A 14,177-nucleotide genomic window follows, 5' to 3' on the forward strand; every position below is an offset into this window, starting at 1 on the left:
TCGGCGGCATCTGCGCGCCTGACGCAGGCCAAGGGCTTCATGCCCCTTTTTTGGATGAAATAACCGTCCAAAAGAGGGATCGAGTTTATTTCAAAGCTCAAATCCGTCAAAATAGCGTCTTTTGATGGTTTTTGGCTTAAGCCGGGGGATGCTCTGTGCCGCCCAAGTTCGACTTTGCCCATACTACCCAGCTCGATAATGCCGAGCTGCTGACGTCCCGCCCCAGTCGCATCGATTTCGACGCGGGCGATGGGTTGCATCTGGTAGTCGAGGCGCATGCGCCTGGAGTTTTTCGCCTGCGCTGCGGCGAGGCGAACCACTTCAATGATGACAAGCCGGGCGCGCGTGCGCGCGCCGTGGCCGAAATGCTGCTCGCGCGCCAGGAGGCGGTGGGCGAAGCGACCATCGCGCCTCGCGATGGCGGGGACGGCTGGCGGATCACCCAGGGCGACGTGGCCCTGGAGATCCAGGCCAATCCTGTTCGCATCGCCCTGTACCGCAACGAAGACCGCGTCTTCGAATCCGAGGTTTCCGCGCATACGCCCGCATTCGGGCACAACGCGCTGGACCAGGCCGATGACGCCGTGTGGACGGCCGGTTTCACGTTGGCCGCCGACGAGCGTGTCTACGGTCTGGGCGAAACCCCGGGGGATCTGAACCGCCGCGAGGAATCGGTGGTTTCCGACGACCCGGAGCACCGCGCGCTGCCGCTGGCCTGGAGTCCCCGAGGCTGGGGCGTCTATGCCAATACGATGCGCCGCGTGGAACATTCGGTGGGCGTCGCGCCGGCGGACTCGGCCTATGTGCTGACCGTCGATGACGCGGTGCTGGACTTGTTCCTGTTCGCCGGCGAACCCGCCGAAATCCTGAATCAATACACCGCGCTGACCGGCCGCGCCGGCCAGCCCGTCCTGTGGGCAATGGGCGCGTGGCTGCAGCAGGCCGCGGGCGAAATGCCCACGCAGACGGTTGCCCTGGTGGCGCGCATGCGCGAAAACCAGATTCCGGTGGATGCCGTGACGCTGGCCCAGCCAATCGCGTGGGGCTTCCAGGCGGACAAGACGGTTTTTGAATGGGATGCCCAACGCTTTCCCGACGCCAAGCAGATGCTGGCGCTCTTTCACAAACACAATGTGCATGTGGCGGCCTCCGGCTTTCCGGGCGTCATCAAGACCAGTCCGCTCTTTGAAGAGCTGGAAGACCGCGGCTGGCTGCTGACCAAGGACGACGGCGCTGCCCAGGTGTTCGACGGCAACGCAGCGACGTCCGGCCAGCCCTACGGCCTGCTGGACCTGACCTATCGCGACATCTACAACCTGTGGGTCGAGCGCCACCGCCAATTGGTGGAAGACGGTCTGGATGCGCCCGCCTGCGACGCGCAGATCGCCATCCCGGATGGCGTGACCGCCCGCAACGGCGAGACCGGCCCGGCCCTGCGCACGATGTATCCCCTGCTGGTGCGCCGCGCGCTGTTCGACGCGGTGGCCGGATTGAAGGTGCCGCCCGAAGGCGTCGTGCCCAGCGCGGATCTCTTCCCGGCGGCCCAGCGCCTGCCGTGGCAGGTGGGTCCGCAGGTCGACAACACCTGGGAAGGCCTGCGGCACACGCTGCGCACGTCCCTGTCGATCGGTTCCAGCGGCGTGCCCGTCCAGGTGCACAACATTGGTTCGGCCGCGCGCGACCGCGCCGGCATGACGCCCGAGCTTTACCTGCGCTGGCTGACCGCCGGCGTGTTCTCGGCCAATTTCGCCTTCCAGGGCGTGGAAGGGCTGATGCCCTGGGATTTCGGCGACGAAACCCTGTCCCACGCCAAGACCTGGATGCAGTGGCGCTACCGCCTGGTGCCCTATGTGCTGGGCGCCATCGAGGACTCGGCCCGCACCGGCCTGCCGGTGCAACGCTCCATGGCGCTGTCGTTCCCGAACGATCCGCACGCCCACGAATGGGATCTGCAATACCTGCTGGGTCCGGCCCTGCTGGTGGCGCCGGTCACCGAACCGGGCAATCAGGTGCGCGTGTACCTGCCCAAGGGCGAGGCGTGGTGGGATCTGAACACCGGCCATCGCTACGAGGGCGGCACCACCTGGACCATCGATTGCGAGCTTGGCCAGTTCCCGGTGTTCGGCCGCGAAGGTCACATGCTCTGTCTCGGTCCCGCCGCGCAGCATACGGGCGAGTTCAACTCGGCCCGCATCCTGGACGAGGTCTGGATGTTCGGCATGCCGGTGCATAACCCGGTCGTCATGCGCAACAAGATCCGCGTGATGCAGATGCAGGGTTCGAGCTACATCAAGGGGCTGGAAGGGCTGCGGATCTCGCCGTCCGAAGGCCTGGAAGTGAAGCGCCGCGGCGCGGAAGTCCGCATCTCGCGCGCACGCTGAACCCGGGTCGGCCGCAAGCCGGCCGCCGAAAAGAAAGGGCAGTCAGGAAGGCTTTCCTTCCCGGCTGCCCTTTGTGTCTTTGCCGGATCGCCATTGTCGAGGCGTTTGCGCGGCTTTCCAGAAGCCTCGCGTCCCCGGGCCGGCAGTTGATATTACTTGTAGTTATTAAAAATGGAAAAAACGGTCGTTCTCTTTAGAAGAGAAAAGATACAAAATCGCTTGCCATGATTCACATCGAGAACCTATCCAAGACCTACGCCACGCCGCATGGGGAATTCCAGGCGCTGCGAGGCATCAACCTGCACATCGAGCAGGGCGAGGTCTTTGGCATCATCGGTCCCAGCGGGGCCGGTAAAAGCACGCTGGTCCAGTGCATCAACCTGCTGGAACGTCCCAACCAGGGCAACATCTCCATCGGCGGTCAGGCGCTGACCGGCCTGACCGAAGCGCAGTTGCGTGAACAGCGCCGCCGCATCGGCATGGTGTTCCAGGGATTCAACCTGCTGTCGCGGCGCACGGTGTACGGCAACGTCGCCCTCCCGCTGGAAATCGCGGGCGTGTCCAAAGCTGAAATTCCGGCGCGCGTGGAGCGTCTGCTGGCGCTGGTCGGGCTGGAACACCTGCGCGACCGTTATCCCAGCCAGATCAGTGGCGGCCAGAAGCAGCGCGTCGGCATCGCCCGCGCGCTGGCCAACAATCCGGACGTGCTGCTGAGCGACGAAGCCACGTCGGCGTTGGACCCCGAAACCACGCACAACATCCTGGCGCTGCTGCGCGACATCAACCGCAAGACCGGCGTGACTGTGGTCATGATCACGCACCAGATGGAAGTCGTGCGCGAGGTCTGCGATCGCGTGGCCGTGCTGTCGCAGGGCGAGGTCGTTGAAATCGGCAGCACCCGCGAGGTCTTTGCCCAACCCCGCCATGAAGTGACCCGCAACATGGTGTCGGCCGCCACCGCCTCGGAACTGACCGACGCCACGCTGGCCGCCGTCAAGGAACGCATCCAGGCGCTGGCCGCCGCCAAACCCGGCCAGACCGTGCGCCTGTTGCGCCTGTCGCTGACCGGCACCGACGCATCGGGCGCCTTCCTGTCCGACCTGACCCGGCAATTCGGCCTGGACGTCGGGCTGGTGCAGGCCCGCGTCGAAGACATCCAGGGGGTGGCCGTGGGCACGATGTTTGTGCTGGCCCAAGGCACGCCCGCTGCGCTCAAGGACGGGATTGCCGCCTTGAACGCCCGTGACATTACCGTTGAAGAAATAGCTCATGAGTCCGCAACTGATCGACCTGCTTATTACGTCGCTGCTTGACACCCTGCTGATGGTGGGCGTGGCCAGCGCCATCGCGGTGATCATCGGCATTCCGCTTGGCGTCACGCTGACGGTGACCGCGCGCGGCAACATGCTTGAAAACCAGCCCGTGAACCACGTGCTGGGGGCCATCATCAACGCGACCCGTTCGGTGCCGTTTGTGATCCTGATGGTCGCGATCATCCCGTTCACGCGATTGGTGGCGCAGACGTCCATCGGCACCACCGCCGCCATCGTGCCTTTGTCGGTGGCCGCCATTCCCTTCATGGCGCGCATCGCGGAAAACGCCATGCGCGAGGTCGATCCGGGCCTCATCACCGCGGCGCGCGCCATGGGCGCATCGCCGATGCAGATCATCATGAAGGTGCTGCTGCCCGAAGCCCTGCCGGGCCTCATCGCCGCCACCATCGTCACCGTGGTCAGCCTGATCGGTTATTCGGCCATGGCCGGCGCCATCGGCGGCGGCGGGCTGGGCGACCTGGCGATCCGCTATGGCTACCAGCGCTTCCAGTCCGACGTCATGGCCGCGGTCGTGATCGTGCTGATCGTTCTGGTTCAAGCCATCCAGAGCCTGGGCGACCGCTTCGTGCGCCGCATGTCGCATCGCTGATCTTCTTCGTTTTTTCCTACTTCCGTCATATCGGGATATCGCAACATGAGCATCAAGGTTTTGAAGTCGCTGGCCGCGTTCGCTTTGGGCGCCGCCGTATTCGCCCAGCCCGCGCTGGCTCAGGACAAGCCGCTGAAGGTCGGTGTCACCGCCGGCCCGCACGCCCAGATCTTTGATGTGGTCAAGGCCGAAGCCGCCAAGCAGGGCCTGAACCTGCAAGTCATCGAGTTCTCGGACTACGTGCAGCCGAACGTGGCGCTGGCCGCCGGCGACCTGGACCTGAACAGCTACCAGCACCAGCCCTACCTGGACAACGCCAACGCGGACCGCGGCTACAAGCTGGTCAGCATCGCCAAGACCGTGATCTTCCCGATCGGCATCTACAGCAAGAAGATCAAGTCGCTGTCCGAACTGAAGGAAGGCGCCCGCATCGCGCTGCCGAACGACCCGACCAACGGCGGCCGCGCGCTGCTGCTGCTGCAGGCCAATGGCCTGATCAAGCTGCGTCCGGAAGCGGGCCTGAAGGCCACGCCGATCGACGTGGTCGAGAACCCCAAGAAGCTGCGCTTCATCGAACTGGACGCCGCCCAACTGCCGCGCTCGCTGGATGACACCGACGCTTCGGCCGTGAACACCAACTTCGCGCTGGAAGCCGGACTGAATCCGACCAAGGACGCCATCGCCCAGGAATCGCCCGACTCGCCGTACGCCAACGTGCTGGTCGTGCGTGAAAAGGACAAGGACCGTCCCGAGTTCGCCAAGCTGGTCTCCATCTATCACAGCCCGGCAGTGAAGCAGTTCATCGAAACCAAGTTCAAGGGCGCGGTGGTGGCTGCCTGGTAATCCAGCACGCCGCACGACCCGCAAACGGCCGCCGCGAGCGGCCGTTTGCTTGCCTGGCATCGCTGGCAGGATGGCACGCTGTCATTTTTTGACAAGCCCTTCGAAATCCGCCATAATTTCGGGCTTCGGTCGGGTTGTTAGCTCAGTCGGTAGAGCAGCGGACTTTTAATCCGTTGGTCGCGAGTTCGAGTCTCGCACAACCCACCACCCCAATTCGCGCAAGCATCAAGTCGAACGCCGCTATTTCGTTAGCGGCGTTTTTCGTTGGTGCCACATCTTTGTGCCAAATACAAAACGCCGCTATCGACATAGCGGCGTTTTGCTTTGCCTGGCATTCGTGTACGTCTTAGTACCGCCAGGTCATATGGACGGAACCGGCGTTTTCCCGGTTGCCGCCGCCGAACTGGCCGGTGTAGTTCAGGCCGATGGTTGCGTTGCGCGTGAGCGCGGTTTCGACGCCGAGCTCGGCCAGCGCGGCATCGCGCGCGATGGGAGCGCCGGCCACGGTGAAAGCCTGGCCGCCATCGAAGGACATGGTGCTTTCGGGCTGCACGTCGCCAAAGGCGTGGCGCCAGCCCAAGGTGGCCTGCACGCGTCCTTCGGTCTGGCCAACCGTGAAGTTCATCAGCCCGCGTAAGCCCAGCGTGGAGGTGGTTTGCTTGTTGCTGTCGCTCTGCCCGTTCAAGGCGGCCGATCCGCCGGACTCCGAGAAACTGCGGTTGCGCGTATCGCTCCAGGACAGCCCGGCGAAGGGCTCGATGCTGACGCGCTCGGACATGGGCAGGGCGTAGCCGAGTTCGGCGAACAACTGGGTGGTGCTTGCGCCATAGTCGGCAGTCAGCGTCTGGGACACGCCGGAGACGCTGGCGCGGCGTTCGGTGGAGATGTCGTGCCAGGTGTAGGCCGTGCCGGCCATCACGTTCAGCTTGCCGGGGCCGACCTCGAACACCTTGCCGCCAAACACCGCCGCGCTGTAGCCGGCAATGTCGGCCTGCGACGAACGGTCGTCCACGCGAATCTTGCTGTCGGTGAAGCCCAGGGCGCCGCCCAGGCGCCAGCCGCCGCCCAAGGCGTGGTCGACGCCGGCGAAGACGCCGCCGGTGTTTTGGCGCACTTGCGCCGAGTCGCCGTTGCCCTTCCAGGTCTGCCAGTTGCCGATGACTTCGGCCCAGGCGGGCTGCGCATTGGAGGAAGGCAGGGCGGACGCGGACGGGGTGCCGCCAAGTTGCGCGGTCGGCGCGCCTGCCCGCATGCCGGCGCCCAGGTTGGCGCGCAGGTAGGCGAGGGGCACCGCGCGTACCGAGTTGTTGAGACCGGTCAGGGTGGAGGTGACGCTGGCGTGCGCTTCTCCGGACAGGCTGTTGAAGGCCTCGGCCGTGGCGCCTTCGGGCAGCGTCAGGATGTATTCGTGCAGCGGGTTGCCGGCGGGCAGGCTGTCCAGGGCGTTGGCCACGGCGCGCTGGTTGCCGGTTTGCGCCGCGTCGGCGAAGGCGATCGGGCGAGTTGGCGTTTCAGGAACGCTGGGGGTGACCGGCGTGACCGGGGTAACCGGAGTCACCGGGGTCTCCGGGGTGACCGGGGTTTCCGGGGTCACGGGCACCTGCTTGCGGCCAAGCTGCATCACGACGTTCTGGCCGTCATAACGCAGGGCCGGATCCAGAAAGGCGTAGTTGGACGAGACGCTGTTGAACTGCCCGTTGACCGTGCCCGCGCTGAGGATGGCGTATTCGCGCCGGGTCTGGAACCCGCCGTCCGGCCCGACATGCACCGCCGAACCCGCCAGGTTTGCCGTGCCGCTGACAACGACACGGCTGCTTGCAGACGATTGGGAATCGGCCGTCACCTGATAGACCGAACCTGGCGAGAACGTCAGGTCGCCCGCGACGTTCAGGGTGGTGCCGGCCGCGCCAGGGGCCAGCGTGGCGCCGTTTTGCAGTGTGGTCGTGCCGACCGTTCCCGAGCCGCGCAGGGATGCGCCGCTGGCGACATTCAGGGTACCGCCCAGGGCGCCGTTGACCGTCAGGGCGCCGCCCAGCAGATTGGTATGGCCGCTGAAGGCACTGGAATCGCCGGTCAAGGTGGTCGATCCGGCCAGCATGTCGATGGTGCCCTTGCCCGGCGACAGAGAACTGATGCCGGGGGCGAAGACGTAGTTCGAACTGGTGTGGTTGAAGACCAGCTTGCCGGTCCCGTCGCCAAAGCGCACGCCAAGCGCGGCCTGCATGACGCCCGGCGCGGCAGCGGCATCGCTGGCGGCGGCGCCGATATTCAAGGTGCCCACCGATCCCGCCGCATCGGCGATTCGGACGCGGTTGGCGGTTTCAAGGGTGGCGCCGTTGGACAAGGTGGCGGCGCCCGTGCCTTGATAGCCGACGAGGAAGGCGCTGGAGGTCCTGAGCCGGGTCTGCGGGCCGTCCGCGACGAGGGTGCCTTCGCTGCCTGCGCTGAAGCCGGCGACCACCTGGTAGGCATCGATCATCGCACCGTCCGTCGCGGCCAGGTGGCCCCTCGAACCCGCATACATGCCCAGCGCAATGTAGCTGGTCAGCGAGGAGAGCTGGCTGCCGGCGCCGGAAACCAGCAGTTTGCCGTCGCCGCCCGCGTACATGCCCACATAGGTCTGGGCGCCGGAAGTGGCCGTGGCCCCGCCCTTGATGTCCAGCGTGCCGGTGCTGCGCGAGCCGATCGACATGCTTCTGACTGTCTGCATCGACGAGTCAGCGCCCGTGATTTCGATCGTGCCCGTCGAACCCGCCGAGTTGGCCACCAGCAGGCCGGTAAGTTGAACCGTGCCCTTGTCGGAGATCGTGACGACGCCGGTGCCATTGTCACCTGCGGTGATTTGCCCGGCGTTCAGGGAGCTGCCCAGGCCAGAAATATTCAGGGTGCCGAGAGAGCCGGTGTGCGAACCCAGCGTGACGGCCGTCGATGCGATGGCTTTGGCGCCGCGGGTCACGTTCAGCGTGCCCGTGCCATAGAAGCCGACGCTGAAGGCCTCTGCGGTCCACTGAGAGCCCGCGCCATTGATGGTGGCCGTGCCGGACTGAAGTTCGGACGTGCCGGGCGTGAAACCATTCGTGGAGTTGCCGATGATGGCCGAACCGCTGGTCAAACGGCTGCCATGTTCCACGTTGAGCGAAGGACCGCCAATCGCGCCAAGAAAGATGACGCCCGCCTGGTTGCTGCCGCTGGCGATAACCGGCGCGTACGGCGTAACGCTATTGATGAACAGATAACCGGTCGAGCCCGGAAGCGATGCCGACGACCAGTTTTGCACGTCTTGCCAGTCTGCGCTCTGCGTGCCGTTCCAGGTGATGCTTTGCGCAATCGCAGGCGCGGCGCCCAAGGTCAGCATGCCGGACCCGGACAGGCCAAGCGCTTGCAAGGCAATGACAATCGCCCTTTTTTTCAGTTTTTGTTGAGGCATTTCGCGTTTCAGAAGTGAATTGAGCTGAGGCGGAATGGCGCAAATCCTGAAAAAGCCATGGCGCACGTGAAGGGAAAGCGGGGATGCGAGGGATGCTGCGGCGTCGATGCTTGGGAAGCCTGCGCGTTGGGGCGCGCGCAATCGATCTTACGGTTTGCTGAAAAATGCCAAAGCCCAAAAAAACACTGGTGTTGACGGCTATTTTTCTCATTATGGTGCGACCCCAATTTTGATGCCGAAGGCTTGGTCTTCCGTTTTCCAGGCGCATCGCGTATAACTTCCGAACGATATGTGCAGCGCAACATGGCGCATGTCGCAGTCACACCGATCGCAAGCTCACCCCCAGCCTCCCGCAAGGAGTTCCGCCGTGGCCCGATCCAAAGCGTCAGCGACTGCCCGCGATCCCGTCTTGATCGATCTTGCGCTGCAGGGGGGAGGCGCGCACGGCGCCTTCACCTGGGGCGTGCTGGACCGGCTGCTTGAAGAACCCTGGCTAGGCATCGACGGCATCTCCGGCACCTCGGCCGGCGCCATGAATGCGGCCGTGCTGGTGCTGGGACATGCGCGCGGGGGCGCGCAGGGCGCCCGCGCCGCGCTCGAGGACTTCTGGCGTCGCGTGTCCGACGCGGCCCGTTTCAGTCCCTTTCGCCGCAGCCCGCTCGACATCCTGATGGGCTCGTGGTCGCTGGACAATTCCCCCATGTTCATCGCCTTCGACATGGCGTCGCGGGTGTTCTCTCCCTATGACCTCAGCGCGTCCGGGGCCAATCCCCTGGCCGCCATCCTGCGGGAGGTCATTGATTTCGACGAACTGGCGCGCGCGCCCATCCATCTGTTCATCACCGCGACGAACGCGCGCACGGGCCGGGGCCGGGTGTTCAAGAATGCCGAGGTCAATGCCGACGTGCTGCTGGCGTCGGCCTGCCTGCCCACGCTGTTCCGCGCCGTGATGATCGACGGCGATCCGTATTGGGACGGCGGCTACAGCGGCAATCCGACCATCACGCCGCTGGTGCGGGACTGCCAGTCGCACGACACCATCCTGGTGCAGATCAATCCGGTGGAGCGGGCCGGGTTGCCCAGCAGCGCCCGCGAGATCATGAACCGCCTGAACGAAGTCACCTTCAACGCATCGCTCCTGAAGGAGCTGCGCATGATCGCGCTGCTGCGCCAGGTGGCCGACCCCGGCAATGGCGAGGGCAGGATGTGGGCGCAGATGCGGATACACCGGATCTCGTCCGACCTCATGGTGGAGCTGGGGTATTCGTCCAAGCTCAACGCCGAATGGCCGTTCCTGTGCATGCTGCGCGACGAGGGCAGAAAGGCGGCCGAGCGTTTCCTGGCCGAACACGGCGACGACCTGGGCAAACGGTCGTCACTGGATATCGACGAATTGCTGGGCGAGGTCTGATCATGGGACTGTTCGGTATTCTGCTGGCGCTGGTCCTGCTGATCGGGCTGGCCTATCGCGGCTGGAGCATTCTGCTGCTGGCGCCGGCCGCGGCCATGGTGACGGCTGCCGCGGCGGGGGAACCGCTGCTGGCCCATTGGACGCAGACCTTCATGGGCGGCGCGGCCGGGTTCGTCGCCCAGTTCTTTCCCTTGTTCCTTCTGGGGGCGCTGTTCGGCAAGCTCATGGCCGACAGCGGCTCGGTCACGGCGATTGCCGACGCCATGACGCGCAAGCTGGGCGCGCGGCGCGCCATCCTGGCCGTGGTGCTGGCCGGCGCCATCGTGACGTACGGCGGCGTCAGCCTGTTCGTGGCGTTTTTTGTGCTGGCGCCCATGGCGCATGCGCTGTTCCGGTCGGCCGGCATTCCGGTGCGCCTGATGCCGGCGGCGATCCTGCTTGGCACGTCAACCTTCACGATGTCCGCGTTGCCGGGCACGCCAGCCGTGCAGAACGCCATTCCCATGCCGTTTTTTGCGACCACGCCGTTCGCCGCGCCGGGGCTGGGCATCGTTGCCAGCGCAATCATGTTGGGCTTCGGGCTGTGGTGGTTGAGCCGCGCCGAAGCCGCCGCGCGGCGGGCGGGTGAAGGTTACGTCGCGCCCGCGGGCATGGCCAGCGAGGTGGCCGACGACGTGCTGGTGCGCGAGCGCGCCACCGTCGCGCGCGAGTTCGACCCGGCCGAAATGCAACATGGCCAGCGCAGCCCGGACGCGCCCTCGGCGCTGGTGGCGGCGACGCCGCTGGTCGTGGTGATCCTGGTCAATCTGCTGATGACGCTGATCGTCCTGCCGCGCATGGACACCGCGTGGCTTGCCGAGGCGCGCTGGGGCGGCACCAGCCTGGCCGCGGTGGGCGGCGTCTGGTCGGTGATCACCGCGTTGCTGGCCGCGATCGTGGTGCTGGTGGTGTTGAACTTCCGGCGCCTGCCGTCGCTGCGCGACACGATGGACGCCGGCGTGAACGCGTCCGCGCTGCCGCTCCTGAGCGTCGCGAGCCTGGTGGGATTCGGCGCAGTGGTCGCCTCGCTGCCCTCGTTTGCGGCGGTGCGCGACTGGGTGCTGTCGATCGAGGGCGGGCCGCTGGTGTCGCTGGCCGTGGCCACCAACGTGCTGGCGGCGTTGACCGGGTCGGCGTCGGGCGGCCTGACCATCGCCCTGCAATCGCTGGCCGGCACCTACATGGAGCTGGCGCAAACCCTGGGCATCGATCCGGCGCTGATGCACCGCGTGTCGGTGATCGGCGCGGGCACGCTGGACAGCTTGCCGCACAACGGCGCCGTGGTGACCTTGCTGGCGGTGTGCGGGTCGAACCACCGGGATGGCTACATGAATATCGTCGTGGTGGGCATCGTGGGACCCATCATCGGGCTGGCGGCGGTCATCGCGCTGGGCAGCGCGGTGGGATCGTTCTGACGCGTCGCCCGTCAGGACAGCGTGCGCGCGGGCAGCGCCGCCGACAGGTCGTTCAGGCTCAGGCCGCAGCACCGCGCCCGCTCGGCCAGCGTTTCGCTCTGCGCCAGGGCGCGGCTGCTTTCCTCCAGCAGCACGTCCAGCTGCTCTTGCGGCGTGGCGGCCATCGCCCATGCCCGGTCCGCAAAGCGCACGGCAAACTGGTCCACGCACGATTTGCAGATGGCCGCGCCGTTCTGCTCGAGCAGCGGCGCGCCCTGCGCGAGCGTCGATTGGCAAAACTGACAGGCGAGGGCGTGGTTCATGCGTCGGGCGGCGGGACGAGAGTTGGCAAAAACGGCCACGGAAACGACGGGGCCTGTCATTGAACAACGGCCGCGCACGCCCAGTCTTAAATCGCAGGGCTTGGCGCCTTAATCGACATTGAAGCCGCCCGGCCCCGCGTGCCCAAGCAACTCCCGGGCGCATTGGACCGCTTCTCCCGGTGTCGCGACCGCCAGGAACGGCAGGCCGAAGGCGCGAGCCATCTTGTCGCCGCGCTTGCGCAGCTTGTCCAGCGCCTGGGCATCGCGTTCGACGGCGATGAACGCCCGGCATCGCGCCCGCAGGCGCGGCATGTTGGCGGTCTGCCATTCGATCATGGCCCTGCGGTCCTCGTGCGCGGCCTCATGGCGCGTGTCGGGCACCACCATGACAAAGGTGCGCGGGTTCTCCACCAGCAGCTCCATTTCCCGGATCCACGTGGCCGAATAGCCGAGCGGCGCGCCGCCGTGCCGGGCCGTCACGATGGGAAACTGCGACAGGTCGTGAAAGAAGAATTGGTCGGGGTTCATTCGAAGGCTCCGTGGGGCAGGACAGGGTCGTCCTTGGCGCAGCCGCAGCTGCCGTAAAGCACGAGACTGTAGGAATCCAGTTCAAAGCCGCAGCGCCGCGCGATCTTCCTGACCCGCTGCGCCGTGGCGGGATCGCTGGACTCCCGGATCTGGCCGCACCGCGTGCAGACCAGGTGGTCGTGATGCCCCTTGTCGTTCAGTTCGAACACGTTGGTGTGCGAATCGAGCTGGGTGCGTTTGAGCAGGCCGGCGTGCTCCAGTTGCGTGATCACCCGGTACACCGTGGCCAGGCCGATATTGCTGTGGTCCGAGATGAGTCGGCGGTAGATGTCCGCGGCGCTCATGTGCGCGTCGGCATGGCGGTAGAAGATGTCCAGGATCTTCAGACGCGGAAAGGTGGCTTTGATGCCGGCGTCGCGCAGCCGTGTGTGGTCCATGAAATGTCTCCATTCAGTGGGCGGATATCCCAATGATGAGAATGATGTACATTTTCAAATGGACCCGCTAACGGGAACCCGTCAACCTGTACCTCAAACCTGCCAACCATGCGTGAAGCGGCTGCCTCTCCCCCTCTGCCCGACGTCCTGCTGACGCCGTACAGCCTGCGCCGGCGCCGGGAATCCAAGGGCATTTCGGTGCCCGCGCACGTCCACGCCGAGGGCATGCTGGTGCTGGTGCACGAGGGACTTGTCATGGTGCAGTCGGGCGACCGCGTGTTGACGGTGCTGCCCGGCAGCCTGGGCTGGATTCCGCCCGGCGTGCGTCATGGCGCGCGCTGGTTTGGCGAGGCGCGGGGCTCGTTCCTGCACGTGCACCCCGACGGGTGCGCTCGCTTGCCGCCGCATTGCCGGGCGTGGCCGTCCTCGCGGCTGATCGAGGCGCTGGTCGAGCGCTTCATCGAAGGCACGTCGCGGGAGACCCCGGCGGCCTATCAGGCGCAACTCTTTGACGTGCTGCTGGAAGAGCTGAGACAGCGCAGCGCCGAGGCGACTGTGCCGCTGCCGATGCCGGCCGACCCGCGCCTGCAGGATCTGGCCAACACATTGCTGGATACGCCGGACGACACGGCCGGCATCGACGAATGGGCGCAGCGGTTGAACATGTCTTCGCGCACCCTGATGCGGCGTTTTCGCCAGGAAACCGGCGTGACGTTGGGGCAGTGGCGTCAGCAGGCCAGGCTGCTGCGGGCGCTGGAGATGCTGTTTCGCGGCGGATCCGTCACGCAGGCGGCGTTGTCGGTGGGCTACGAAAGCACCAGCGCATTCATCGGCAGCTTTCGCACGGCCTTCGGCATGACGCCCACGCGCTATCTGGCGGGGCGCGCCTAGGAAATGACCGCGAAGGGTTCGCCGCGGCGCGCGTCAGGCGGCCGCGGGCTGGTCCGGATGCAGCGGGCCCTGCGGGTCGTTCTCGGCGTCGGGACGGGGCGGCACGGGTGCCAGACCCAATCCCAGTCGCAGGCGCTGGCAATCCGGATTGGGCGATCCGTCCGGCATCCAGATGTCGAAGTCGCGGCACGGCGTGGGCCGGTTGTCGTAGATGTCGCAGTGAATGCCGGGCTTGCCGAGTTCTCCGCGCAGCGAGATGCAGCGCCCGCCGCCCATCTCAGTGCCCTTCATGCAGGCGCGCAGGGGGCTCATCTGGGTGACGAGTTCCAGTGGCACCTGGCCGCCGTTTTCACCGGCCAGTTCACCGACGTAAAAGGACACGCGAAAGTGCGCGCAACATGCGCCGCAGTCCAGGCAGGGATTGGCGGACGGGTCGTCGCCGGCCAGCACGGCAGGCGACACGAAGGTAACGAGCGAAGTCAGTGGCAGGGACATGGGGCAAGGTCCGAAATGGCCTGTCCGGCTCCCCGTCTTGGCGCATGCCGGGCCTGCGATGCGCCGGCCCGCCGCGCTGATCCGA

At 66.0% G+C, this 14,177-nt stretch carries 12 protein-coding genes and 1 tRNA gene; 8 read left to right on the forward strand and 5 right to left on the reverse strand.

Annotation, left to right across the window (positions count from 1 at the left end; translation table 11 throughout):
- The first annotated feature begins 155 nt into the window (after positions 1 to 155).
- The 5 genes from H4P35_RS03650 (at position 156) to H4P35_RS03670 (ending at position 5,354) form a co-directional block, all read left to right on the forward strand.
- Positions 156 to 2,381: a TIM-barrel domain-containing protein gene (locus tag H4P35_RS03650; protein WP_056320825.1), complete on the forward strand. Its 2,226-nt coding sequence runs from the start codon at positions 156 to 158 to the stop codon at positions 2,379 to 2,381.
- Positions 2,382 to 2,605: 224 nt separating this feature from the next.
- Entirely contained in the window at positions 2,606 to 3,694 is a 1,089-nt protein-coding gene (locus H4P35_RS03655; protein ID WP_062841658.1) for a methionine ABC transporter ATP-binding protein, read from the forward strand.
- Positions 3,651 to 4,304, forward strand: coding sequence for a methionine ABC transporter permease (locus tag H4P35_RS03660; RefSeq protein ID WP_062841659.1), 654 nt, complete (start codon positions 3,651 to 3,653; stop codon positions 4,302 to 4,304). The genes H4P35_RS03655 and H4P35_RS03660 overlap by 44 nt, the downstream gene beginning before the upstream one ends.
- Positions 4,305 to 4,349: 45 nt before the next feature.
- Positions 4,350 to 5,147, forward strand: a complete 798-nt coding sequence (locus H4P35_RS03665; RefSeq protein WP_056320831.1) for a MetQ/NlpA family ABC transporter substrate-binding protein — start codon at positions 4,350 to 4,352, stop codon at positions 5,145 to 5,147.
- A gap of 131 nt (positions 5,148 to 5,278) precedes the next feature.
- Positions 5,279 to 5,354 (forward strand) — tRNA-Lys (locus H4P35_RS03670).
- A 139-nt stretch (positions 5,355 to 5,493) separates the two neighbouring features.
- On the opposite strand, the gene H4P35_RS03675 is transcribed toward H4P35_RS03670, so the two are convergent.
- Positions 5,494 to 8,574 (reverse strand): autotransporter outer membrane beta-barrel domain-containing protein, encoded by a 3,081-nt coding sequence (locus H4P35_RS03675; RefSeq protein ID WP_226848127.1) that lies wholly within the window; start codon positions 8,572 to 8,574, stop codon positions 5,494 to 5,496.
- Positions 8,575 to 8,998: 424 nt separating this feature from the next.
- Between H4P35_RS03675 and H4P35_RS03680 the strand changes: the two genes are divergently transcribed.
- Positions 8,999 to 9,985, forward strand: a complete 987-nt coding sequence (locus tag H4P35_RS03680; protein WP_254636986.1) for a patatin-like phospholipase family protein — start codon at positions 8,999 to 9,001, stop codon at positions 9,983 to 9,985.
- Between the two features lie 2 nt (positions 9,986 to 9,987).
- Entirely contained in the window at positions 9,988 to 11,439 is a 1,452-nt protein-coding gene (locus H4P35_RS03685) for a GntP family permease (protein ID WP_226848131.1), read from the forward strand.
- A gap of 11 nt (positions 11,440 to 11,450) precedes the next feature.
- Here the strand turns inward: H4P35_RS03685 and H4P35_RS03690 are convergent, their stop codons facing one another.
- The 3 genes from H4P35_RS03690 to H4P35_RS03700 all read right to left on the reverse strand — a co-directional run bounded on the left by H4P35_RS03690 (position 11,451) and on the right by H4P35_RS03700 (position 12,706).
- On the reverse strand, positions 11,451 to 11,741 hold the full coding sequence (locus H4P35_RS03690) for a ClpX C4-type zinc finger protein (RefSeq protein ID WP_056320842.1): 291 nt from the start codon (positions 11,739 to 11,741) through the stop codon (positions 11,451 to 11,453).
- A gap of 108 nt (positions 11,742 to 11,849) precedes the next feature.
- A complete protein-coding gene (locus tag H4P35_RS03695) occupies positions 11,850 to 12,269 on the reverse strand; it encodes a hypothetical protein (RefSeq protein ID WP_226848133.1) in 420 nt (139 codons plus the stop codon).
- A complete protein-coding gene (locus tag H4P35_RS03700; RefSeq protein ID WP_180100803.1) occupies positions 12,266 to 12,706 on the reverse strand; it encodes a transcriptional repressor in 441 nt (146 codons plus the stop codon). Before H4P35_RS03700 ends, H4P35_RS03695 begins: the two co-directional genes overlap by 4 nt.
- Before the next feature lie 108 nt (positions 12,707 to 12,814).
- On the opposite strand from H4P35_RS03700, the gene H4P35_RS03705 reads away from it, so the two are divergent.
- Positions 12,815 to 13,597 (forward strand): AraC family transcriptional regulator, encoded by a 783-nt coding sequence (locus tag H4P35_RS03705; protein WP_226848135.1) that lies wholly within the window; start codon positions 12,815 to 12,817, stop codon positions 13,595 to 13,597.
- 33 nt (positions 13,598 to 13,630) lie between these two features.
- On the opposite strand, the gene H4P35_RS03710 is transcribed toward H4P35_RS03705, so the two are convergent.
- The gene (locus H4P35_RS03710) at positions 13,631 to 14,092 is read right to left on the reverse strand and encodes a YkgJ family cysteine cluster protein (RefSeq protein ID WP_056320849.1); all 462 of its coding nucleotides are present in this window, start codon (positions 14,090 to 14,092) and stop codon (positions 13,631 to 13,633) included.
- Positions 14,093 to 14,177 lie beyond the last annotated feature (85 nt).

The sequence above is a fragment of the Achromobacter sp. 77 genome (genome assembly GCF_020541125.1).
Lineage (GTDB): Bacteria > Pseudomonadota > Gammaproteobacteria > Burkholderiales > Burkholderiaceae_B > Achromobacter > Achromobacter mucicolens.